Below are 22,536 nucleotides of genomic sequence, written 5' to 3'. Positions count from 1 at the left end.
CTGACGTTATCGTTGAGTTGATACCAAGGTGGTACCGTGCATTAGCACCCTTGTAATTACAAGGGTGCTTTTTTATTATTATCAACGAATTAGAAAAAAGGAAGTAAGAGAATGAAGCGTACTAACTATGCTGGTGACACCAGTGAAAAGCAAGTCGGTCAAGAAGTCGTTCTTAAGGGATGGGTTGCTAAACGGCGGAACCTCGGTGGCCTGATCTTTATCGACCTCTGGGACCGTGAAGGAATTGTCCAATTAGTCTTTAACGAAAAGGAGAACCCGGAAGTATTTAAGACTGCTAATGCGGTTCGGAACCAATATGTCCTTGAGGTTCACGGTAAGGTTCAGCTGCGGGCAGAAAAGGAAATCAATCCTGACATGAAGACCGGTAAGGTAGAAGTAGCAGTTGACGACATTAAAGTTTTGGCAAAGTCCGAAACAACTCCATTTGACATTACCGACAATGTTGATGCTAGTGAAGATTTACGGATGAAGTACCGGTACCTGGACCTCCGGCGGCCGGAAATGATGAAGAACATGAAGCTGCGGAGTAAGATTGCCTCCATCGTCCACAATTACTATGACGGCGAAGGCTTCATGGATGTTGAAACACCGGACCTGACCCGGTCAACGCCAGAAGGTGCTCGTGATTACATCGTTCCTTCCCGGGTTTATCCAGGCCACTTCTATGCACTGCCACAGTCACCTCAACTGTTCAAGCAATTATTGATGGCTGCCGGTGTTGACAAGTACTATCAACTGGCACGGTGCTTCCGTGATGAAGACCTCCGTGGTGACCGCCAACCCGAATTTACCCAGATTGATACTGAAATGAGCTTTGCTACTCCGGAAGATATTCAAACGGAAACAGAAGGCTTGATTAAGCGGGTTATGAAGGAAGTCAAGGGGATCGATGTTAAGACCCCATTCCCACGGATGGAATGGCAAGAAGCCATGGATAAGTATGGGTCCGACAAGCCAGACACGCGTTTTGGCATGTTGATTCATGACCTGTCTGACATCGTTAAGGATAGTTCATTTAAGGTCTTCTCGGGGACCGTTGCTGCTGGCAACTATGTTCGGGCCATCTGTGTTCCTGGTGGTGCTGACAAGTACTCCCGGAAGGATATTTCAAAGAAGGAAGATTACATCAAACGGTATGGTGCCAAGGGCTTGGCCTGGGTTAAGGTAACCGAAGATGGTTACAATGGTCCAGTTGCGAAGTTCTTGAATGACAAGGCGGACCAAATCAATGCTGAAATGGGAGCCAAGCCTGGGGACTTGATCCTCTTTGTTGCCGCTAGTTTCCATGTTGTTGCTGATTCTTTAGGCTACCTTCGGCGGGACATTGCTAAGGAAATGGACATGATCAAGCCTGGTCAATGGAACTACCTGTGGGTTGTTAACTGGCCAATGTTTGAATACGATGAAGGGTTCGGTAAGTGGATTGCTGCCCACCACCCATTCACCATGTTGAATGAAGAAGACCTTCACTACCTTGAAGACGGTGAGGACCCGCACAAGGCCCACGCCCAAAGTTATGACATTATCCTGAATGGGCAAGAAATTGGTGGTGGTTCCATCCGTATCCACGATCCAAAGGTTCAAGAAAAGGTTTTGAAGGCCTTGGGCTACACCAAGGAACGGGCCGAAGCGCGGTTCGGCTTCTTGCTGAAGGCGCTGACGATGGGGATGCCGCCTGAAGGTGGGTTGGCATTCGGCCTTGACCGCTGGGTAATGCTCCTGGCTGAAGCAGACAATATTCGGGATGTAATTCCATTCCCTAAGAACTCTAAGGCTGTTGAACCGTTAACGGCGGCTCCAGGTAAGGTTAGTCAGCAACAACTTGACGACTTAGCAATTAAGTTTGACGATGATGTTGATTATCGCCAGGATAAGTAATCAGGTACGGAAGACTATTTTTGACAATTAGAAGAAACTCAAGGGCTGGGAAGAAAACTCATCGCTTCTTCTCGGTTCTTTTCTTTTGCTTCCTTTTCGAACGTATGTTTGATAAAATTAAGGGGTACTAATAAAGTTAATGAAAGTGGGGATGGCGATGTCGCGGGGAATTAGGATGAAGGTTTATCCGTCAAAGAAAATGAAGGCAGAGCACCAAAATCAATCTGTCCACCATTCGCAAAGCGAGCGGCAACGAAAACAGCAGCTAATTAGGGAGCACCAACGAAAGCAGGAAGTAGTTAGAATTGATAAAAAGAGTAAGCAAGCGGACAATAAGGAGGTACGTCGCCTTCGCCAAAGGATACAACGGTTATAGAAAGAACAACAACAGTCCATCAATGCAGCCCAGAGGAAGCTAAAAGAAAGTGAAAAGCGTGTACAGCAGCTTCGCCAAGCTAACCATCATCTACGGCAAGAACAGGCGATGGAACGGCTAAAAATACAAGAAAAAGCTGACCACCTTGACCAGAAGGCGAGCAAATTACTAGCTTCGTACGTTGAAATCTCTGCCTGGTTACGGACCTTTGATGAACTGGCAGTCAAACCGTTTGCAGGCAAGAGCATTCGTGATCAATTATTAATGCAACGTGCTGAAGACCACCGGGCCTATTTAACCATGGTTAAGTTATTACAGCTTTCTTGGCAGGAAGTTGATTCTGTAAAGGCAAGGGCAAGACAGTATGACCGGTTACAGAACCGCTACCACCATCTCCAACAGCAACAGGAAAGGCTAGCGGACCGCTACCAACAATGCGACCAGGATAAGAATGAATTAAAAAAACGCCTGCGTCGAAGCAAACGAGACTTTAATATCGCACAAGCACAAATGTTAAAGCGGTACGTTAATGGTAGCCAGTTAAACAATGCTTTCCATGTCTTGACCGACCAGCTTAGTACCGAAACGATTCACCAATATGGACCATTGATTCCATTGCTAGAAAAAGTAGTCGATACCTTTAACCGAGCAGTTAAAGAGAAGCGATCGACGAACTTTATTTACGGCTACCTAATTGAAAAGAATGGTCAATTTTATGTTAGCGGCAATCGAGAGGGTAGCCACCCGCTAATTATTACCGGCCTTTCTAAGTCAATACTAGCTACCATCAAGCCAGGGGTGGCCATTAAAGTTCAACGAGTTGACCGTGAACATTACTACTTGGTTACCACCATGCCGTGGGTAAACGAGGTGATGAGTTACCTGGAAGAGCAGGGGAGTATGCAGCCTAACCGCCTAGTTAGAACAAGCGGGACGGTGAGTCTTAATCGTTTGCTTGCCAGTCATCTGCCAACACCACCATCAAGCCAAACTACCAGTGCCAAGCGGGTTATTTTGGGCAAAGCGATTAGGGTACAGTCGCAAGCGGCTACTTTCGCCTGTTCCCAGGTTGTACCGGTAGTTGACCAGCAACAATTGGCAGCTGCCAGTGAACGGGTAATGATTGTTAATCCTAATAAGTTGGCCTGGCTTGCTAACCAAAAGGTGCTTCTGCTCGGAAACAAAAAGATTAGTCCGCTAGTCGATCAGCTGCGAAAGTATGTTGAATTAACGGTCATGGATGCATATGAGGATTCACTAGCTCTTATTTTTAAACGGATGACGGCAAGTGATTTTATCTTTATCCTACTTGGCTCGGTCCCGCATGCGGTTACTGATTACCTTAAGCAGCATTCAGAACTTGATACCAAGGTTCAGCGCTTTTATCGTGCGGACGCAAACGAGGGTGTCCGGCGCCTAAACTATCTCTATGAAAACCGGCGAGAAGAAATATAAAAACAAGTTCCCGTAACAAAAACGAGTTTTGCCACGGGAACTTGTTTCGGCTCCTTTAATTAATTATTTCAAAACTTTCTTTAAGAACTCTTTTGCCCGGTCGCTAGTTGGATGGGAGAAGAAGTCCTCCGGTTTGCCGGATTCCTGAATGTAGCCATCAGCCATAAACCAAATCTGGTCGGCTACTTCTTTGGCAAAGCCCATTTCGTGGGTTACGACAACCATTGTCATCCCTGAATCGGCCAGTTCTTGCATTACATTTAATACTTCATCAACCATTTCTGGGTCAAGGGCACTAGTTGGTTCGTCAAAGAGCATCACTTCAGGATCCATTGCTAGTGAACGGGCAATGGCTACCCGTTGCTTTTGACCACCGGAAAGGCTGTCGGGATAAACGTCCGCCTTATTCTCCAGGCCAACCTTCTTTAGGAGGTCCATGGCAGTCTTAGTAGCTTCTTCATCACTCATGCCCTTAACTTTAACCGGTGCAATCTTAATGTTTTCAATGACGGTCATGTTAGGGAAGAGGTTAAACCCTTGGAAAACCATGCCCATCTTTTCCCGTAATTTATCCAGTTCTGCGTCAGAAATATTTGTCAGATCTTTTCCTTCGAACAGCACTTTACCAGCGGTTGGCTTTTCAAGTACGTTGAGACAACGAAGAAAAGTACTCTTACCAGCACCGGATGGTCCGATTACGCAAATTACTTGTCCCTTATCGACTTCTTCTGAAATGTCTTTCAGAACTAGGTTATTATTAAATTCCTTTTTAAGGTGTTGAATTTCAATCATTTTAGTGGGCATGTTTCATTCTCCTCTCGAAGTAGTTTAAGATTCTCGTCAAGGTAAAGGTCAAGACGAAGTAAATCATCATGGTAATAAACAGTGGCAGGACACCCTTGTAGGTATCAGCTTGTACCAGTTGAGTTTGGTACATTAATTCACCAACACCGATGGTAGAAACTAATGAACTATCCTTTAAGAGGGTAATAAATTCGTTCCCTAGAGCAGGCCAAATGTTCCGCAGTGCTTGTGGCATAATGACGAAGCGGAAGGCTTGCTTCTTAGTCATCCCTAAGCTCCGGGCAGCTTCAGTCTGGCCAACTGGCAGGGACTGAATACCAGAACGAATAACTTCAGCAACATAGGCACCGGAATTGATAGCAACGGCAATAATACCGGCAACGAGGGCTGGCATTGACTGAATGATCGCACCAATTCCGAAGTAGACGAACATGATTTGGACCAGCATAGGTGTGCCCCGGATAAATTCAATGTAGCAGACGGCAATTCCGTGGAGCAGCTTGTTTTGTGATAACCGCATCAGGGCGAAGAGTGTTCCAAGGAGGAAACCAAAGATAACCGAGACGATAGTAATAATCAGGGTGTATTCGACCCCTTTAGCAAAGAAGGTCCAGTAGCTAGCAACAGTATTGTGCTTCTTGTAGGAATTCATATATTTGGCAGCTTGTGGCAACCACTTCTTATTAATAAGATCTTTCTTTTGCACCTTATCAATTGTCTGGTTGGCTGCGGCTTCGAGAGACTTGTCGCCCTTGGCAAAGGCCATTGCCTTAGCACCAGAATTACTGCTACCAAGGTGCGAGTTAAAGGTCGTCAAGTTAGAGTTGTTGTTAGCGTATGCCCGGGCTGTTGGTTCATCCAGTAAGACCCCGTCTACCTTGTGCGACTGTAAGGCAATTACTAATGAAGATACCTTTGCGAGGCCCCGCATATGAGCATATTTCATGTACTGCTTAACCAGGTTGTATTGGGTTGTCCCATTTTGCACCCCAACTGTCTTCCCGGTAAAGTTTTTGGCGGACTTATACTTGTTCTTGTCAGCCTTGTTGATTAAGAAGAAGTTATTCCCCTTGTAGTAAGCCTTAGAGAAGTCAACATTCTTTTCCCGTTCGGGAGTAACGTTCATTCCGGCAATTACTGTATCAACCTTGTGCGTTTCAAGAGCAACCAGCAGGGAGTCGAAGTCCATGTTCTTGATGACCAGCTTGACCCCTAGATCTTTGGCAAACTGTCTAGCAAGTTGCATTTCAAAACCAACGTACTTAGTCTTGCCATTTTGCTTGGTTGTAAATTCAAACGGCGGATAATCGGCACTGGTACCAACCACCAGTGTTCCCTTCTGTTTAACTCTCTGTAGCGAATCATCGGTCGCTGCTGTGTTAGTAGATGAACTAGTAGCAGAACTACTTGAACTGGAGCTAGAACTGGTAGCAGCAGCAAAAGCATTTAGCGGCGCGAAGATTAGTGAAGCACAGAGAATGAATAACATAAAAAGTGGTTTAAGATGCTTCATAATCAATTACTCCTTTTCAAATAATAATCTTAAATAATAACTGTAAATGAATATACACCATCTTAATTATTTATGCAATAGTTTTTCAAAAATTAGCATAAATATGCACTAAATTTGATTGCGATGATTGTTGTATTTAATTTTTTCTTCATTAAATAGGTGTAGTAAGGAGAAAGTGTGAGGAGTTAAATAAAAATTGCAAGAAAAGAGATGTTGACACCAAAGTACTTATTAGGTACAATATTTTCTGTAGTGAAAGGCTCAACTAGGCCTTGTTACGTAACTTTAAGCTCGGAGGGAGGGAATCAACATGTCAAAAACAGTCGTTCGTAAGAATGAATCTTTAGACGACGCTCTTCGACGCTTTAAACGTTCAGTTTCACGCAATGGAACTTTGCAAGAATACCGCAAGCGGGAATTCTACGAAAAGCCAAGTGTAAAACGCAAGTTGAAATCTGAAGCGGCACGGAAGCGCAAGAACAAGCGTGGTCGTCGTTACTAAAATGTTTGCTCCTACCTATCCCTGGTGGGAGCTTTTTTTATGATTAGGAGATGGATGGAATGAGTTTATTACAAGACTTAACAAAACAAATGGTTACCGCCATGAAGAGCCGGGATAAGGAGACTCTCGCAACGGTTCGGATGCTCAAGGCAGCCGTTCAAAACGCGCAAATTGAAGCAGGTCATGACCTAACACCAGATGAAGAAGTAGCCGTGATGTCACGTGAATACAAGCAACGGAAAGAGTCACTGGCTGAATTTGAAAAGGCTGGTCGTCAAGACCTGGTTGACAAGACCAATAATGAATTAAAGGTTGTTGAACAATACTTGCCAAAGCAATTATCGGCAGACGATGTTCAAAAGATTGTTAAGGAAACGATCGACCAAGTTGGTGCTTCAAGCATGAAGGACTTTGGAAAGGTAATGGGTGCCGTTATGCCAAAGGTTAAGGGCCAGGCTGACGGTAAGGTTGTTAACCAAGCAGTTAAGGACATCCTTAGTAATAACTAATTTTATTTAATGTAATAGGGGAGCTGCAGCTTTAAAATGGGTCGCAGCTCTTTTTATTATTAACTTCTTTTTAAACCAAAAGGTGTATAATTAAGAGCGACTATTTAATAAGGGAGAATCACACTAATGTGCACATCAATTTTATATACGGCTGGTGACCACTATTTTGGTCGTAACCTGGACCTCGAAATTTCGTTTGGCCAAGAGGTAGTAGTTACACCACGTGATTACCGTTTTGATTTTCGTAAAATGCCGGCACTAAACCATCATTACGCAATAATTGGAATGGCCCTGGTGAAGAATGGGTACCCGTTATACTTTGACGGGGCCAATGAAGAGGGCTTAGGAATGGCCGGCTTGAATTTCGACGGGCCTGCGCATTTCTTTGCGGTAGAAGCTGGTAAGGATAATGTTTCGCCGTTCGAATTTATCCCCTACGTTCTTGGCCAATGCAAAAACGTTGCGGAGGCAAAGGAATTAATGAAGAATCTGAACTTAGTTAATATTAACTTTTCAGACCAGTTACAGTTATCGCCACTTCACTGGTTGATTGCTGACCGTTCAGGAGCTTCAATTACGGTTGAATCAACGGCGACGGGCTTGCATGTTTATGACAACCCGGTTAATGTATTAACAAATAATCCCGAATTCCCGCAACAAATGACTAATTTAGCCAACTATCAGAGTGTTTCACCGGCTGAACCGACTAATACGTTAACGCCGCAGGTTAAGCTTAATACGTATAGTCGGGGGATTGGCTCGCACATGTTACCCGGGGGGATGGATTCGGAAAGCCGCTTTGTAAAAGAAGTGTTTACCCTTCAACATGCGCCAGCTGGACAAGACGAAGTAGAGAACGTGACGAATTATTTCCACTGTCTGCACGCGGTTGAACAGCAAAAGGGGTTGGATGAGGTTGCTCCCGGCCAGTTTGAATATACAATTTATTCTGACGGAATTAACCTGTCCACGGGAACGTTCTACTACACGACTTATGATAATAACCAAATTAACGCCGTTCAATTGCATCACGTTAACCTCAACAGCCAGGAACTGGCACTCTTTCCAATTATTAACCAGCAATCAATTAAGGAACAAAACTAATTAATTTAAAGGGCTAGTGCATTATTTTATTATGTGCTGGTCCTTTTCTATACAACCCATATTCACTATAATGTATATTTTTTAAATATATTGAAATTTTAGTTGATATTTATACGGTATGGTTGTATATTTATCACAACTTATAAATATACATAAAAATGAATAGAGACGATAAAATGGAAAAGGAAAAGATTGTATTAGCATATTCTGGTGGTTTGGATACTTCAGTTGCAATCGCTTGGCTGAAAAATAAGGGTTACGATGTAATTGCCTGCTGTATCGATGTTGGTGAAGGACTGGATCTTGATGCAATTCAAAAGAAGGCAGAGAAGATTGGCGCCTGGAAGTCCGTAGTAATTGATGCGAAGTTGGATTTTGCCGAACAGTTTGTTTTACCAGCACTTCAGGCCCACGCAATGTATGAACAAAAGTACCCACTAGTATCTGCCTTGTCCCGGCCACTGATTGTTCAAAAATTGGTTGGTGTGGCAAAGCAGTACGGTGCAACGGCAATTGCCCACGGTTGTACGGGGAAAGGGAATGACCAAGTGCGGTTTGAAGCTGGAATTCACGCCCTGGCACCTGAAATGAAGATTGAAGATCCAATTCGTGATTGGCACTGGTCACGGGAAGAAGAAATCCAATACGCTAAGGATAACAACATCCCGGTTCCGATTACCAAGGCTAGTCCGTACTCCATCGACCAGAATTTATGGGGACGGGCAAATGAATGTGGGATTCTCGAAGACCCATGGGTAGCCGCACCGGAAGACGCTTATGAACGGACAACCCCCATTGAGGAAACTCCAGACAAGCCAACCATGATGGAAATTACCTTTAAAGAAGGGGTTCCAGTAGCACTTGATGGCGAAGAACTGCCATTAGACCAGTTAATTATGAAGCTGGATAAAATTGCTGGCGAAAATGGGATTGGCCGGATTGACCACGTTGAAAACCGGTTAGTTGGGATTAAGTCCCGGGAAATCTATGAATGCCCTGCTGTAACAGTCTTGTTAGCTGCCCACAAGGACATGGAAGATCTGACACAGGAACGGGAAGTAGCCCACTTCAAGCCAACAATTGAACTCAAGATGAACGAATTGATTTATAATGGCCTATGGTATTCACCATTGATGAAAGCACTGGTTGCCTTCCTGGATGAAACACAAAAGGTTGTTAATGGTGTTGTCCGGGTAAAGCTCTTTAAGGGAAACGTTATTTGTGAAGGACGGAAGTCACCAAATTCGTTGTACGATAAGAACTTTGCGACCTACACATCTGCAGATGAGTTTGACCAGGAAGCAGCAACTGGCTTCATCAAGCTATGGGAACTGCCTGATAAGGTTTATGCCCAGGTCCAAGAAAAGGCCCAGACGAAGAAAGGAGAAACACTCGATGCCCATTAAAAAAATGTGGGGCGGACGGTTTGAAAAGGAGGGTGACGAACTCGTTGATGAGTTCGGCGCCTCCATTTCTTTTGACCAGCAAATGGCCATGGAAGATATTACCGGTTCGTTAGCCCATGTCAAAATGCTTAAAGCAACTAAAATCCTCTCCGCTAGTGATGCGGATCAAATCATAGCGGGACTAAAAGAGTTGGCGCAAGAACTACAGGAACATGGCTTGCCATTTAACGTTGAGAATGAAGATATTCATATGAATATTGAAGCTCTTTTAACCCAAAAAATTGGCCCGGTTGCTGGTAAGCTTCATACGGGGCGGAGTCGGAACGACCAGGTTGCAACCGATTTTCACCTCTACATCAAAGAACGGTTGCCGAAAATCATCAAGGCAATTAAGTGGCTCCAGTCAGCACTGGTTAACCTTGCTAAGGATAACGTAAAAACCATTATGCCTGGTTACACCCACATGCAGCATGCGCAGCCAATTTCATACGGTCATTACCTAATGGCCTACTTCCAAATGTTCCAACGGGATGTTGAACGGTTTGAATTTAATAAGAAGCATACCGACCTTTCACCATTGGGTGCTGCAGCACTTGCCGGCACCACGTTCCCAATTGACCGGCAAATGACAGCGGACTTGTTGGGCTTTCAACAACCATACGCAAACTCTTTAGATGCGGTAAGCGACCGGGATTTTGCACTAGAATTCTTAAGCAATTCCAGTATCTTAATGGTCCACCTTTCACGCCTGTGTGAAGAAATTATCTACTGGTGCAGCTATGAATTTGGTTACATTGAACTGTCTGATGCCTACTCAACGGGAAGTTCAATCATGCCGCAAAAGAAGAACCCCGACATGGCTGAACTGATCCGTGGCAAGGGTGGCCGTGTATTTGCTAGCTTAATTGGCCTGCTGACAACGATGAAGGGCCTGCCACTGGCATACAATAAGGATATGCAAGAGGATAAGGAAGGTGTTTTTGATGCGGTAAAGACGATCTTGCCAAGCCTGACGGTGATGACGGGAATGATCAAAACGGTCAAGGTAAATAAAGAAAAGATGGCCCACGCCACGCACCATGACTTCTCTAACGCTACCGAACTGGCTGATTACCTTGCAACGAAGGGGGTCCCGTTTAGAAAGGCTCATGAAATAGTTGGGGAGCTCGTCTTAAAAGGTCTTAAGTCCGGTCGTGACCTTGCGGATATTCCACTAGCGGAATTTAAGCAAATCAATCCGGAAATTGACGAAGACGTGTATGAGGTACTCAAACCTGCCGTTGCCGTCCAGCGCCGGAATTCATTTGGTGGAACCGGCTTTGACCAGGTAGAGAAACAGATCGAAGCGGCGGAAAAAATCTTAAATAATAACTGAATTTACGACTCAGCATCCTAAAGTGGGGGATGCTGAGTCGTTTTTATTGTTACAATCTTTGAAGAAAGCTATGATATAATTTACTAAGAAATTAGCGAAATTAATCTTTTTGAAGGAGAATAGGATAATTTGGCAGAAAATACGCAAGAATATGAACAAGTTTTTCAAATTGACCAGCCAGAAGTTGAAGTTGGCATTCTTGGCCCGCAGGATAAGTTTGTTAGCCTGATTGAGCAAGGAATGGAAGTTACCTTAAACCCATTCGGTGGCAATTTGAAGGTCAGTGGCCGGCGCGAAGACGTCAAGTTAACGGTTGACGTTTTTCATGCACTGGTTAACTTACTTCAACAGGGGATTCACCTTCATAGTACTGATATTGTCAGCGCCATGAAAATGGCTCACCGGGGGACTCTTGAGTACTTTGCTGACTTATATAGTGAAACGATTATTAAGGACCGAAAAGGCCAACCAATTCGGGTTAAGAATTTTGGCCAGCGCCAGTACGTTAATGCAATTAAGCATAATGATATTACCTTTGGGATTGGTCCAGCGGGGACAGGGAAGACATACCTTGCCGTTGCCATGGCGGTAGCTGCACTGAAGCGGGGCGAAGTAGAACGAATTATCGTTACCCGGCCAGCGGTTGAAGCGGGTGAGAGCCTTGGTTTCCTGCCAGGTGACCTGCAGGAAAAGGTTGACCCGTACCTGCGCCCAATTTACGATGCATTAAATGCAATCCTCGGTTCGGACCATACCCAGCGGTTAATGGAACGGGAAATTATTGAAATTGCCCCACTAGCTTATATGCGGGGACGGACGCTTGATGGAGCATTTGTTATCCTTGATGAGGCACAAAACACCACTAATGCCCAAATGAAAATGTTCCTAACCCGGTTAGGCTTTGGTTCCAAGATGGTTGTTAATGGGGATATCTCGCAAATCGACCTTCAACATGGTGTCCGGAGTGGGCTGGTCAGTGCCCAGCGAATCCTGCAGGACATTCAATCAATTAAGTTTGTTCGCTTTAGTGCAGAGGACGTGGTCCGGCACCCAGTTGTTGCCCGGATTATTACCGCGTATGAAGAACATGCCACGAGAAAGACAAATCAAAAGCAGGATGCAGGGAAGGAGAAAGAATAGTGGACCTGACGTTATACGATGAAACTGATGGGCGGGTAAGCGATGCCCAGCTAGAGTTGATTAAAAATGTGCTTCAGTTTGCGGCAAAAAAACTTGCGCTAAAGGATAATACTGAGATGTCAGTAACCATGACCACCAACCCGGCAATCAAAAAATTAAATAAGCAGTACCGGGGAGTTGACCGGGCAACGGATGTTTTAAGCTTTGCTGCCGAGGAGAACGGTGATGAAACACCAATCATTATGGATCCGGAGATGGCGGCGGAGTTTCCAGCAAACCTTGGTGACCTCTTTGTTTCCATCGACAAAGTTGAGGAGCAGGCCAAGTTCCTGGGCCATTCGGTTGATCGTGAGCTAGGCTTTTTGGTAGTTCATGGCTTTTTGCACTTGAATGGCTATGACCATGAGCAGCCGGCTGACGAGAAGAAGATGTTTGGACTACAACGGGAGATCTTGGATGAATATGGACTCAAGAGATAAGCACCAGACAGGTAAGAACCACCACCTGCTCCAAGCAATGGGTCATGCGGTCGATGGTATAATTACCATGCTTCGTGAAGAGCGTAATATGCGCTACCATACCTTAGCAGCAGTACTAGCCCTATTAGTCGGGTGGCTGTTGAAGGTCGATGCAAACGAGTGGCTCTGGCTGCTCTTGGTTATTTTTCTCGTCTTTGCGGCAGAGTTTCTTAATACGGTGACGGAGGCAGTTACTGACCTTCTTGTTAGTCACCATTACAATGTTGAAGTGAAGAAGGCTAAGGACGTCGCTGCTGGCGGTGTCTTAATTGCGGCCTGCTTCGCGGTTTTAGTGGGGCTGATTATTTTTGTGCCCCGCATTATAAACTTAATTAGGTAGGAGTAAAAAATGGATAATCCAAATTATAAGTCAGGTTTTGTTGCATTAATTGGTCGGCCCAATGTTGGAAAGTCGACATTGCTGAATTACATTGTGGGGCAAAAGGTAGCCATTATGAGTAACGTGGCCCAGACGACCCGGAATAAGATTCAGGGAATTTACACTAGTAAAGAAGCTCAAATCGTGTTTATTGACACTCCCGGGGTCCATAAACCGGCAACTAAACTGGGTGACTTTATGGAGCGTTCAACCCTGTCAGCTCTAGATGAGGTAGATGCAGTGGTGTACGTAGTTAGCGCAACTGAGAAGCGGGGACCTGGTGATAATTTCATCATTGAGCGCTTAAAGCAGGTCAAACAACCAATCTACTTAGTGGTTAATAAGATTGACCAGGTTCACCCTAACGACTTACCTGACATTGTTGCACAGTACAAAGATGCCCTGCCGTTTAAGGGGATTATTCCTATCTCTGCCTTACAGGGAAATAACGTGAACGAACTGGTTAATGAATTAGTGACTGGGTTGCCAAATGGTCCCCAGTACTATCCTGATGATCAGATTTCTGACCACCCTGAGCGTTTTGTAATTGCTGAAATGATTCGGGAAAAGGTCTTCATGCTGACACGGGATGAAGTTCCCCACTCGGTGGCCGTCGATGTTACTTCAGTCAAGCGGGAAGATGAAGAACATATTCATATTTCCGCCAACATTGTTGTTGAACGTCCGGGACAAAAGGGGATCATTATCGGCAAGCGGGGGCAGATGCTTAAAAAGATTGGGACAATGGCCAGAAAAGATATTGAGCACCTGCTTGGTGATAAGGTATTCCTGCAATTATGGGTAAAAGTGGTGCCAAAATGGCGGGACAAGTCGGCAATGCTGAAGGATTACGGTTACCGGAATAAGGACTACTAAGCAAAAAGGGGAGGCGGTAGTGTGGCCCGAGAAACGACTGATTTTCGTGGCATCATCATTTACCGGCGCGACTATCGTGAGCGTGACCTCCTGATTAAAATGCTTACCGATAAAATTGGTCCAGCAATGTTTTACGTTCGTGATGGAAAGAAGCGGGGCTTTCAGATGGCCAGTGACATCCTTCCCTTTACTCACGGGACTTATATTGGCTCGTTAGCTGATGATGGCCTTAGCTTTATCAATACTGCTAGTGAAACGCACCAGTATCATGGGATCGCTGGCGACCTCAGCCGGAATGCTTATGCAACATATATTCTTTCCCTAGTAGACCATGCCTTTCCGGATAACCAGTCAATTGGCGGCTGGTTTAACCAGGTGGCGGCAGCGCTCGAATTAATCAATCGTGGGCAAGATGAGCAAGTTGTGACGAATGTAATTGAAACCCAGTTGTTGAATGTCTTTGGGGTTGCACCAACTTGGGATCGCTGTGTGATTTGTGGACGGGCGGACCGCTTGCTAGACTTTTCCGAACAATACGGTGGAATGCTTTGCAAGCAGCACTGGTATTTGGATGACCGACGTTTTCACCTTGACCGGCGAACGGTTTACTATCTGCAACAGTTTGCCCGGCTTAACCTCCAGCGGGTAAATAACATCAAGGTCAATGATTTTACCAAGCAACGGCTCCAGCTAGTCTTGGATACCATTTATGACGACCAGGTAGGCCTTCGTCTGAAGAGTAAACGGTTCATCCAGCAGATGCACCGACTGGAACAAAAGATGGGAAAATTGAACCTGGATGATTGACAAGCTGGCAAAGTTTTTCTATTATAAAACGTGTTTATTGGTAACACTAAATTGAATATCCATGGCATTGACGGAGATGGGCGACGGTCATCTTTTATTCAGCGAGCGGGGGAAAGTGAAAGCCCCGTTAAAAGGATCGTTGTTTGGCACTCTAGCAGCCGCTTTAAACTAAGCTGTTTTGCGCGTACGCAAAAAAGCAGGGTGGAACCGCGAATTAATCTCGTCCCTGCAGTTACGAACTCCGTAACTGTAGGGATTTTTATATGAAGGGAAGTATTCAGATGACAACGAAGAAGTTAAGTGTTCAAGATATTATCTTTACGCTTGAACAATACTGGGCAAAGCAAGGCTGCATGTTGATGCAGGCTTACGATAATGAAAAGGGTGCAGGGACAATGAGTCCATACACTTTCTTGCGGGCAATCGGGCCAGAACCTTGGAACGCAGCCTACGTTGAACCATCACGGCGGCCAGCTGATGGGCGGTATGGTGAAAACCCAAACCGTTTATACCAGCACCACCAGTTCCAGGTGATTATGAAGCCATCACCGGATAACATCCAGGACCTCTACCTGGGGAGTTTGAAGGAATTAGGGATTGACCCGCTGGAACATGATATTCGTTTCGTTGAGGATAACTGGGAAAACCCATCGATGGGTTGTGCCGGTGTTGGTTGGGAAATCTGGCTTGACGGAATGGAAATCACTCAGTTTACTTACTTCCAAGTAGTTGGTGAATTGCCAATGAGCCCGGTTGCTTCTGAAGTTACATACGGCCTAGAACGGTTAGCCGAATACATCCAAAATGTGGATTCTGTCTATGACCTGGAATGGGCGGATGGTGTCCTTTACGGTGATATCTTCAAGGAACCAGAATATGAACATTCTAAGTATGCCTTTGAAGAAAGTAACCAGGACATGCTCTTAGCAGCCTTCAATAACTATGAAACCGAGGCCAAGCGGTTAATTAAGCTGGGGTTAGTCCACCCTGCCTATGACTATGTTTTGAAATGCAGTCATACCTTTAACTTACTAGATGCTCGTGGCGCAGTTTCCGTTACGGAACGAGCAGGTTACCTTCACCGGATTCGGATCATGGCAAAGTCAATTGCCAAGGCCTTCGTTGAAGAACGTCGCAAACGGGGCTTCCCATTAATCCATGATGAAAAACTACGGCAAAAGACGTTAGCTGAATATACCAAGAAGGCCGAAAAGGCTAAGCAGCGGGCTGCAAAACAAGCTGCCAAGAAAGCTAAGAAAGCGCAAAAGGGGGATAAGTAACATGGCTAACACATACTTATTAGAAGTTGGTGTTGAAGAAATGCCAGCCCATGTTGTAACGCCAAGTATTAAGCAGTTGCACAAGCGGGTGGCTGACTACCTGAAAGATGAAAGGATTTCCTTTGATGAAATCAAGGAATATGCAACCCCACGGCGGCTGGCACTGCTGATTTCCGGTTTGGCTGACAAGCAACCGGATGTTGACGAATCTGTTAAGGGACCAGCAAAAAAGATTGCTCAAGACGCTGATGGTAACTGGACCAAGGCCGCAATCGGCTTTAGTCGGGGCCAGGGAGCAAGTGTCGATGACATTGAGTTTAAGGATGTCAAGGGCGTTGAATATGTGTTTGTGGAAAAGCACATTGCCGGTAAGCCGGTTACTGAAGTATTAAAGAACTTGCCCGCAGTAATTACCAGCATGAACTTTCCAACGTTAATGAAGTGGGGGTACAATAACCTTCAATTTATTCGGCCAATTCGCTGGTTGGTTTCCCTGCTTAACGACCAGGTAGTGCCATTTAAGATCCTTGATGTTGAAGCCGGACGGACAACCCGTGGTCACCGTTTCCTGGGTCATAATATTGACTTGCAAAATGCTAGCGACTATGCTGACGAATTGTACAAAGAATTTGTGATCGTTGATCCAGCTAAGCGGAAACAAGTAATCATTGACCAGATTGACGCAATTGTTGAAGAACACAACTGGGTAATCGATAAGGATGCAGACTTACTGGAAGAAGTTACCAACCTGGTTGAATGGCCAACTGCCTTTGCCGGCTCCTTTGATAAGAAGTACTTGGTATTGCCAGACGAAGTATTGATCACTTCAATGAAGGATAACCAACGCTTCTTCTACCTTCGCGACCACGACGGCAACCTGCTGCCAAACTTTATCGCGGTACGAAATGGTAATAAGGAACACCTGGAAAATGTCATTAAGGGGAATGAACGGGTTCTGGTGCCACGGCTGGAAGATGCCAAGTTCTTCTATGAAGAAGACCAAAAGCTGACAATCGATCAATATGTTGAACGCCTCAAGCGGGTCAGCTTCCATGACAAGATCAGCTCCATGTATAACAAGATGCAACGGACGGCAGTGATTGCCCAACTAATTGGTAAGCGGCTTAACTTAACTGATGATGAATTAGCTGACCTGGACCGTGCTGCCCACATTTACAAGTTTGACCTAACTACCCAGATGGTCGGTGAATTTGCTGAATTGCAAGGAATCATGGGTGGAATCTATGCCAGAATCTTTGGTGAAAAGGATGATGTTGCATTAGCTATTCGCGAACAATACATGCCAATTTCTGCTGAGGGTGAATTACCACAATCAAAGCTCGGTGCGATCTTGGCCATCGCAGATAAGCTTGACAGTATCCTGAGCTTCTTTGCAGTTGACATGATCCCATCAGGTTCAAACGACCCATATGCATTGCGGCGGCAAGCATTTGGAATTGTCCGGATTATCAATGTCCGCGGCTGGCACTTATCACTGCTGGGAATTCAGCCAGCACTTATTAAGGCTCTCGCCGCTGCCAATGTTGAAACAAGCTTCGACCTGAATAAGAATATCGCCGCAGTTCGGCAATTCTTCCTTGACCGGGTCAAGCAGTTCTTTAGCGGCGAAAAGCTTCGTCATGATATCATTGACACGGTAACTGATACGCAAAATGATGATATCGAAGGAATCTTTGAAGCTGCTACTGCAATTGATCAACACAAGGATGATCCTGACTTTAAGGACGGGATTGAAGCCCTCACCCGAGTAATTCGGATTGCCAAGAAGGGTGATAAGAACGCGGCTAAGGAAGTTAACCCAGACTTGTTTGAAAACCCATCGGAACAAAAACTTTACGATGCAGTTAATGACGTGGAAGGGCAATTTGATGACCGGACAGTTGCGGAAAACTTTACGGCCCTTCGTGAACTTTCACCAGTCATTACCGAATACTTTGATGAGAACATGATCATGGACAAGAATGAAGCGGTTCGGAATAACCGGTTAGCTCAGTTAGGTATTTTGGCACGTCTGGCACGGATTATGGGGAACTTAAACGATTTGATTGTTAAGTAGGCCTTTTTAATTGTTTTACTGCCGACTTGTGGTATCATATATATTAAGTGAATTGTGGATTAGATAAGTAAAGGAGGGTCGCATTCCATTGGGTTGCGGCCTTTCGTTACTGTACGCAGGTTGACAAGTGGGGTGGTTCAATGGCGAAAATACCGCGCGATGTAATTGACGAAGTGCGTAATTCAGTTGATATTGTTGACGTAATTGGCCGCTACGTTCAGCTTAAGAAGGCTGGTAAGAGCTTTACTGGCCTCTGCCCGTTCCATGACGAACAAACACCGTCATTTTCCGTTAACCAAGAAAAGCAGTACTACCATTGCTTTGGTTGCGGACGGAGTGGGAATGTCTTTCAGTTTTTAATGGATTATCAGCATATCGGTTTTGTCGAGGCAGTTGCTGCCGTTGCAAAGGATGCCGGGATTACGCTTCCTGATCAGTACACCAATACTGGTAGTGAACAGTCAAGTGCTACACCAGTAAATAGTGAGACCGGTCAACTACTTAACCTCCACGAAAAGGCTGCCCAGCTATACCACCACCTATTGGTTAATACACCGGCTGGTGAGGCGGGTCTGCGCTACCTGACTAAGCGGGGGACTTCGCGGGAGCTAATCGACCAGTTTCAGTTGGGCTTTGCTCCGGATAAGGAAATCCTCAAGGCATATTGTGACCAGCAAAAGATTGACTACCAAATTTTGCGTAAGTCAGGACTTTTTGTCGAGGACCAGGAAGGAAAACTCCACGATCGTTTTCGTGGGCGGGTTATTTACCCGATCAAAAACCGTCGTGGGCAGGTGATTGCATTTTCTGGCCGCTTGCTAAATACGGCGGATACCGACCTGCCAAAGTACCTGAATAGTCCGGAAACACCAATCTTTAATAAACGGCGGACACTGTTTAATTTCGATGTTGCCCGCAAGGCAGTGCGGCAAGATGGTAAGCTATACCTGTTTGAAGGGTTCATGGATGTTATTTCGGCATTTGGTGCCGGGGTGCAGAGTGGAATTGCTTCTATGGGGACTAGCTTTACGGAAGAACAGGTTAGCATTATTCGGCGGATAGCACCTCAGCTTAATATTTGCTACGACGGTGATAGCGCTGGGCAAAATGCGATTGACCGGGCAATCAAACTGGTTGAAGGACAGCAAACTGGTAATATGCAGGTGCGGGTTGTCCAGCTGCCGGCGGGCATTGACCCTGATGAATATGTTCAACAGTATGGGCCGGAAAAGTTTAGAAATTACCTGGCAAGCCAGGAAGAAACAACCGTTGATTTCTACCTGCGCTTTCTTCGTAATGGCCATAACTTGAAGAACCAAAGTGAATTGATTAACTACCTGGACCAGGTTTTGAAAGTAATTGCGCGGGTGTCGGCCCCGCTTGAACAGGATATGTACCTGGGAAAGTTAGCGGAAGAATTTTCGCTTGATAAGGCGGCATTGATGAGTCAGCTGACCCAACTTCGTTCACAATTGGGAATCAAGACGTCAACGCCGGGCCAAAACTACCAACGGCAAGCAAGTCAACAGCGCGTTCCCGCGACGGCTCAGCAGCCAAGTGTTAAGGTGAGTCGAACCGAGTTGGCGGAGCAGATGCTTTTGTATTACATGCTCCATAGCCAAGAGGCCTGGGCCCATGTGACCGCTGAAGATGGTTTTCACTTTGTCCACGAAAAGTACCAAACACTGTACCTGCTAGCAGCAAGTTACTTTACTGAGCATGGTGACTATTCCGTGGCGGACTTTCTTAATTATCTAGGCGAAGATGAACTGCGGACGACCCTCAGTCAGGTGGAGCAGTTAAATGTCAATCCAGCAATTCAAATGGCAGTGATTGATGACTGTATGCGGATCATCATGCACCAGACCCCACTGGCTGACCAGATTGGGCAAGTCAAAAAGGAATTAAACGAAGCTAGTGCGTTGAATAATAATGAATTAGTAATGCAGCTGACGGTTAAGTTAGTGAACTTATTGAAAAAGCAACAACAGTATAAAGCAGAGGAGACTAATTAATTATGGCAAAGAGTAAGAAGAAGGACCTTGTTATTTCAAATAGCGATAATTTTGACCAACAAGAGTATGATACTGCTGTTGGTAAATTAATCCGTCACTACAAGAAGCAAAAGGAAATTCGCTATGATGAATTGACGGAAAAACTCGCCAAACCATATGAACTGAATGCTGATGGGATTGATAACCTCCTGCAAAACGTTGAAGATGCAGGTATCAGCGTCGTTGATGAAAATGGTGACCCTGATCTACGGGCCCTGAAGGCAACTGAAAAGCTGTCACAAAAGGCAATGAAGGATACCTCTGCACCAACAGGGGTTAAAATTAACGACCCTGTTCGGATGTACTTAAAGGAAATTGGTCGGGTTAACCTGTTGACCGCCGACGAAGAAGTAAAGCTCGCCCTGCGGATTGAACAGGGGGATGAAGTTGCCAAGCAAGAGCTTGCAGAAGCTAACTTGCGGTTGGTTGTTTCAATCGCAAAACGTTACGTTGGGCGGGGGATGCAATTCCTCGACCTGATTCAGGAAGGTAACATGGGCTTGATGAAGGCGGTTGAAAAGTTTGACTACCGGCGTGGTTTTAAGTTTTCCACTTATGCTACCTGGTGGATCCGGCAGGCAATTACCCGTGCTATCGCTGACCAGGCCCGGACTATCCGGATTCCAGTCCACATGGTTGAAACAATTAACAAATTAATCCGGATCCAACGGCAATTGCTGCAAGACCTTGGCCGGGAACCACTTCCTGAAGAAATTGGTGCTGAAATGGATATGCCAACTGAAAAGGTCCGGAATATCTTGAAGATTGCCCAGGAACCAGTTTCACTGGAAACACCAATTGGTGAAGAGGATGACTCCCACCTTGGTGACTTTATCGAAGACCAGGATGCAACTAGTCCAGCGGACCATGCTGCTTATGAGATGATGAAGAAGCAGCTTGAAAATGTCCTAGATACCTTGACCGACCGGGAAGAAAACGTATTACGGCTGCGGTTCGGCCTTGATGATGGCCGCACACGGACGTTGGAAGAAGTCGGGAAGGTCTTTGGTGTTACCCGGGAACGGATTCGGCAGATCGAAGCAAAAGCACTTCGGAAGCTTCGTCACCCATCACGTTCAAAGCAGTTAAAGGACTTCTTGGAATAGCCGTTACTAATTAAATACGCAAAATAATGAGTTAGGTTTTTGCCTAGCTCATTTTTTATGGCTAATAAAATGAGTAAAAAATGAGAAAAATCTTGACTCATTTTCATGTGAATATTAGAATTAAAGACATATTAGTCGCATGGGACATTTAAGAGGAGAGAAGAATATGCCAGAATTATCATCAGATTTATATGGTACGGTGAGCCATAAATTAGCAGCATTGAAGCCATCAGGAATTCGGGCTTTTGATAAAGAAGTTTCTAAGATTCCCGGAATTATTAAATTAACTGTTGGTGAACCGGATATGAATACTCCTGAACACGTCAAACAGGCTGCCATTAAGAGTATCCAGGATGATGATTCCCATTATGCCCCCCAGGCAGGGAAGCCGGAATTACTCCAAGCAATTAGTGCCTACCTGAAAAAGACACGAGACGTTGATTATGATCCGGACAGTGAAGTGGTAGTTACGGTAGGGGCTACTGAAGCCTTAGATGCAACCCTGTTTAGCCTCTTAAACACTGGCGACAAGGTAATCGTGCCGACCCCTGCATTTGCCCTGTACTTCCCATTAATTGCAATGACCGGGGCAACAGCGGTGCAGGTTGACACCTCCGCCGATAACTTTGTCTTAACTCCACAACATTTGGAGGAGGTTATTGCAAAGGAAGGAGCAGGGGTAAAGGCTGTTCTGCTCAACTATCCAAGCAACCCTACTGGCCGTGAATATCCAAAAGAGCTGCTGGAAAGTCTCGCTAAAGTGATTGAGAAGCATCACTTATTTGTGATTGCCGATGAAATTTACAGTGACTTAGTTTATGGTGTTGATCACTACTCGATTGCATCGTTCATTCCAGAACGGACGATTTTAATTTCAGGCTTATCAAAGTCGCACGCAATGACTGGTTATCGACTAGGTTACGTTGCTGGACCAGCACAAATTATGAAGAGTATCCTAAAGATGCACTGCTACTTGGTAACAACGGTTACTGATAGTACTCAAGCAGCCGCAACCGAAGCACTTACCAACGGACTTGATGACCCGTTGACCTTCCGTAAATCTTACCGGAAGCGGCGGGATATGGTAATTGATGGCTTAACTAAACTTGGCTTTGACATGGCAACTCCCCAGGGTGCCTTTTACATCTTTGCCAAGATTCCGCAATTTTTTGGCAATGATGACGAAAAGTTTGCCCGTGACTTAGCAACAAAGGCAAAAGTAGGGGTAACTCCGGGGAGTGCCTTTGGTGCTGGTGGCGAAGGTTATATTCGACTCTCATACGCTTCATCAGAAGAAGATATTCAAGAGTGCCTAAAGCGAATTGGTGCCTTTGTTAAGGGGCTCGAATAAAGAAT

Annotated in this window: 20 protein-coding genes; 18 read left to right on the top strand and 2 right to left on the bottom strand. The window is 45.3% G+C overall.

The window, feature by feature from the left end:
- The first annotated feature begins 111 nt into the window (after positions 1 to 111).
- From aspS to QOS07_RS03670, 3 genes are all read left to right on the top strand, one after another.
- On the top strand, positions 112 to 1,899 hold the full coding sequence (gene aspS / locus QOS07_RS03680; RefSeq protein WP_283587656.1) for an aspartate--tRNA ligase: 1,788 nt from the start codon (positions 112 to 114) through the stop codon (positions 1,897 to 1,899).
- A 139-nt stretch (positions 1,900 to 2,038) separates the two neighbouring features.
- Positions 2,039 to 2,275 carry a hypothetical protein gene (locus tag QOS07_RS03675; protein WP_283587655.1) on the top strand — a complete coding sequence of 79 codons (237 nt, stop codon included), beginning with the start codon at positions 2,039 to 2,041 and terminating at the stop codon, positions 2,273 to 2,275.
- 108 nt (positions 2,276 to 2,383) lie between these two features.
- Entirely contained in the window at positions 2,384 to 3,730 is a 1,347-nt protein-coding gene (locus tag QOS07_RS03670; RefSeq protein ID WP_283587654.1) for a hypothetical protein, read from the top strand.
- A 63-nt stretch (positions 3,731 to 3,793) separates the two neighbouring features.
- On the opposite strand, the gene QOS07_RS03665 is transcribed toward QOS07_RS03670, so the two are convergent.
- Both QOS07_RS03665 and QOS07_RS03660 read right to left on the bottom strand, forming a co-directional pair.
- A complete protein-coding gene (locus tag QOS07_RS03665; RefSeq protein ID WP_283587653.1) occupies positions 3,794 to 4,534 on the bottom strand; it encodes an amino acid ABC transporter ATP-binding protein in 741 nt (246 codons plus the stop codon).
- Positions 4,524 to 6,047 (bottom strand): ABC transporter substrate-binding protein/permease, encoded by a 1,524-nt coding sequence (locus QOS07_RS03660; protein WP_283587652.1) that lies wholly within the window; start codon positions 6,045 to 6,047, stop codon positions 4,524 to 4,526. Before QOS07_RS03660 ends, QOS07_RS03665 begins: the two co-directional genes overlap by 11 nt.
- A gap of 310 nt (positions 6,048 to 6,357) precedes the next feature.
- Between QOS07_RS03660 and rpsU the strand changes: the two genes are divergently transcribed.
- The 15 genes from rpsU (at position 6,358) to QOS07_RS03585 (ending at position 22,531) form a co-directional block, all read left to right on the top strand.
- Positions 6,358 to 6,549, top strand: coding sequence for a 30S ribosomal protein S21 (rpsU, locus tag QOS07_RS03655; RefSeq protein WP_003665847.1), 192 nt, complete (start codon positions 6,358 to 6,360; stop codon positions 6,547 to 6,549).
- A gap of 59 nt (positions 6,550 to 6,608) precedes the next feature.
- Positions 6,609 to 7,058 (top strand): GatB/YqeY domain-containing protein, encoded by a 450-nt coding sequence (locus QOS07_RS03650; protein WP_283587651.1) that lies wholly within the window; start codon positions 6,609 to 6,611, stop codon positions 7,056 to 7,058.
- Positions 7,059 to 7,184: 126 nt separating this feature from the next.
- Complete coding sequence (bsh, locus tag QOS07_RS03645) at positions 7,185 to 8,162, top strand: choloylglycine hydrolase (protein ID WP_283587650.1); 978 nt, start codon at positions 7,185 to 7,187, stop codon at positions 8,160 to 8,162.
- A gap of 176 nt (positions 8,163 to 8,338) precedes the next feature.
- Positions 8,339 to 9,568, top strand: a complete 1,230-nt coding sequence (locus tag QOS07_RS03640; protein WP_283587649.1) for an argininosuccinate synthase — start codon at positions 8,339 to 8,341, stop codon at positions 9,566 to 9,568.
- Positions 9,558 to 10,943: an argininosuccinate lyase gene (gene argH, locus QOS07_RS03635; RefSeq protein WP_283587648.1), complete on the top strand. Its 1,386-nt coding sequence runs from the start codon at positions 9,558 to 9,560 to the stop codon at positions 10,941 to 10,943. Before QOS07_RS03640 ends, argH begins: the two co-directional genes overlap by 11 nt.
- Positions 10,944 to 11,072: 129 nt before the next feature.
- Positions 11,073 to 12,083 carry a PhoH family protein gene (locus QOS07_RS03630; RefSeq protein ID WP_283587647.1) on the top strand — a complete coding sequence of 337 codons (1,011 nt, stop codon included), beginning with the start codon at positions 11,073 to 11,075 and terminating at the stop codon, positions 12,081 to 12,083.
- Between the two features lie 56 nt (positions 12,084 to 12,139).
- Positions 12,140 to 12,562 carry an rRNA maturation RNase YbeY gene (gene ybeY / locus QOS07_RS03625; RefSeq protein ID WP_408613281.1) on the top strand — a complete coding sequence of 141 codons (423 nt, stop codon included), beginning with the start codon at positions 12,140 to 12,142 and terminating at the stop codon, positions 12,560 to 12,562.
- Entirely contained in the window at positions 12,546 to 12,941 is a 396-nt protein-coding gene (locus QOS07_RS03620) for a diacylglycerol kinase family protein (protein ID WP_283587645.1), read from the top strand. The genes ybeY and QOS07_RS03620 overlap by 17 nt, the downstream gene beginning before the upstream one ends.
- Positions 12,942 to 12,950: 9 nt before the next feature.
- The gene (gene era / locus QOS07_RS03615; protein WP_283587644.1) at positions 12,951 to 13,856 is read left to right on the top strand and encodes a GTPase Era; all 906 of its coding nucleotides are present in this window, start codon (positions 12,951 to 12,953) and stop codon (positions 13,854 to 13,856) included.
- 21 nt (positions 13,857 to 13,877) lie between these two features.
- On the top strand, positions 13,878 to 14,663 hold the full coding sequence (gene recO / locus QOS07_RS03610; protein WP_283587643.1) for a DNA repair protein RecO: 786 nt from the start codon (positions 13,878 to 13,880) through the stop codon (positions 14,661 to 14,663).
- A 281-nt stretch (positions 14,664 to 14,944) separates the two neighbouring features.
- Complete coding sequence (glyQ, locus tag QOS07_RS03605) at positions 14,945 to 15,943, top strand: glycine--tRNA ligase subunit alpha (protein ID WP_283587642.1); 999 nt, start codon at positions 14,945 to 14,947, stop codon at positions 15,941 to 15,943.
- A gap of 1 nt (position 15,944) precedes the next feature.
- Positions 15,945 to 18,020 (top strand): glycine--tRNA ligase subunit beta, encoded by a 2,076-nt coding sequence (gene glyS, locus QOS07_RS03600; protein ID WP_283587641.1) that lies wholly within the window; start codon positions 15,945 to 15,947, stop codon positions 18,018 to 18,020.
- A gap of 140 nt (positions 18,021 to 18,160) precedes the next feature.
- A complete protein-coding gene (dnaG, locus tag QOS07_RS03595) occupies positions 18,161 to 20,035 on the top strand; it encodes a DNA primase (RefSeq protein ID WP_283587640.1) in 1,875 nt (624 codons plus the stop codon).
- A gap of 2 nt (positions 20,036 to 20,037) precedes the next feature.
- Positions 20,038 to 21,180, top strand: coding sequence for an RNA polymerase sigma factor RpoD (gene rpoD / locus QOS07_RS03590; protein ID WP_283587639.1), 1,143 nt, complete (start codon positions 20,038 to 20,040; stop codon positions 21,178 to 21,180).
- Between the two features lie 166 nt (positions 21,181 to 21,346).
- Complete coding sequence (locus QOS07_RS03585; RefSeq protein ID WP_283587638.1) at positions 21,347 to 22,531, top strand: aminotransferase class I/II-fold pyridoxal phosphate-dependent enzyme; 1,185 nt, start codon at positions 21,347 to 21,349, stop codon at positions 22,529 to 22,531.
- Positions 22,532 to 22,536: the final 5 nt, after the last annotated feature.

This window comes from Limosilactobacillus viscerum, from assembly GCF_947387525.1.
Lineage (GTDB): Bacteria > Bacillota > Bacilli > Lactobacillales > Lactobacillaceae > Limosilactobacillus > Limosilactobacillus viscerum.
Note: the sequence above shows the minus strand (reverse complement) of the source record. Positions and strands in the feature narration are given on the sequence as shown.

Coding starts and splice junctions, on each gene's coding strand:
- aspS (WP_283587656.1), top strand. CDS start 112: ATGAAGCGTACTAACTATGCTGGTGACACCAGTGAAAAGCAAGTCGGT.
- QOS07_RS03675 (WP_283587655.1), top strand. CDS start 2,039: ATGAAAGTGGGGATGGCGATGTCGCGGGGAATTAGGATGAAGGTTTAT.
- QOS07_RS03670 (WP_283587654.1), top strand. CDS start 2,384: ATGGAACGGCTAAAAATACAAGAAAAAGCTGACCACCTTGACCAGAAG.
- QOS07_RS03665 (WP_283587653.1), bottom strand. CDS start 4,534: ATGCCCACTAAAATGATTGAAATTCAACACCTTAAAAAGGAATTTAAT.
- QOS07_RS03660 (WP_283587652.1), bottom strand. CDS start 6,047: ATGAAGCATCTTAAACCACTTTTTATGTTATTCATTCTCTGTGCTTCA.
- rpsU (WP_003665847.1), top strand. CDS start 6,358: ATGTCAAAAACAGTCGTTCGTAAGAATGAATCTTTAGACGACGCTCTT.
- QOS07_RS03650 (WP_283587651.1), top strand. CDS start 6,609: ATGAGTTTATTACAAGACTTAACAAAACAAATGGTTACCGCCATGAAG.
- bsh (WP_283587650.1), top strand. CDS start 7,185: ATGTGCACATCAATTTTATATACGGCTGGTGACCACTATTTTGGTCGT.
- QOS07_RS03640 (WP_283587649.1), top strand. CDS start 8,339: ATGGAAAAGGAAAAGATTGTATTAGCATATTCTGGTGGTTTGGATACT.
- argH (WP_283587648.1), top strand. CDS start 9,558: ATGCCCATTAAAAAAATGTGGGGCGGACGGTTTGAAAAGGAGGGTGAC.
- QOS07_RS03620 (WP_283587645.1), top strand. CDS start 12,546: ATGGACTCAAGAGATAAGCACCAGACAGGTAAGAACCACCACCTGCTC.
- era (WP_283587644.1), top strand. CDS start 12,951: ATGGATAATCCAAATTATAAGTCAGGTTTTGTTGCATTAATTGGTCGG.
- glyQ (WP_283587642.1), top strand. CDS start 14,945: ATGACAACGAAGAAGTTAAGTGTTCAAGATATTATCTTTACGCTTGAA.
- glyS (WP_283587641.1), top strand. CDS start 15,945: ATGGCTAACACATACTTATTAGAAGTTGGTGTTGAAGAAATGCCAGCC.
- dnaG (WP_283587640.1), top strand. CDS start 18,161: ATGGCGAAAATACCGCGCGATGTAATTGACGAAGTGCGTAATTCAGTT.
- rpoD (WP_283587639.1), top strand. CDS start 20,038: ATGGCAAAGAGTAAGAAGAAGGACCTTGTTATTTCAAATAGCGATAAT.
- QOS07_RS03585 (WP_283587638.1), top strand. CDS start 21,347: ATGCCAGAATTATCATCAGATTTATATGGTACGGTGAGCCATAAATTA.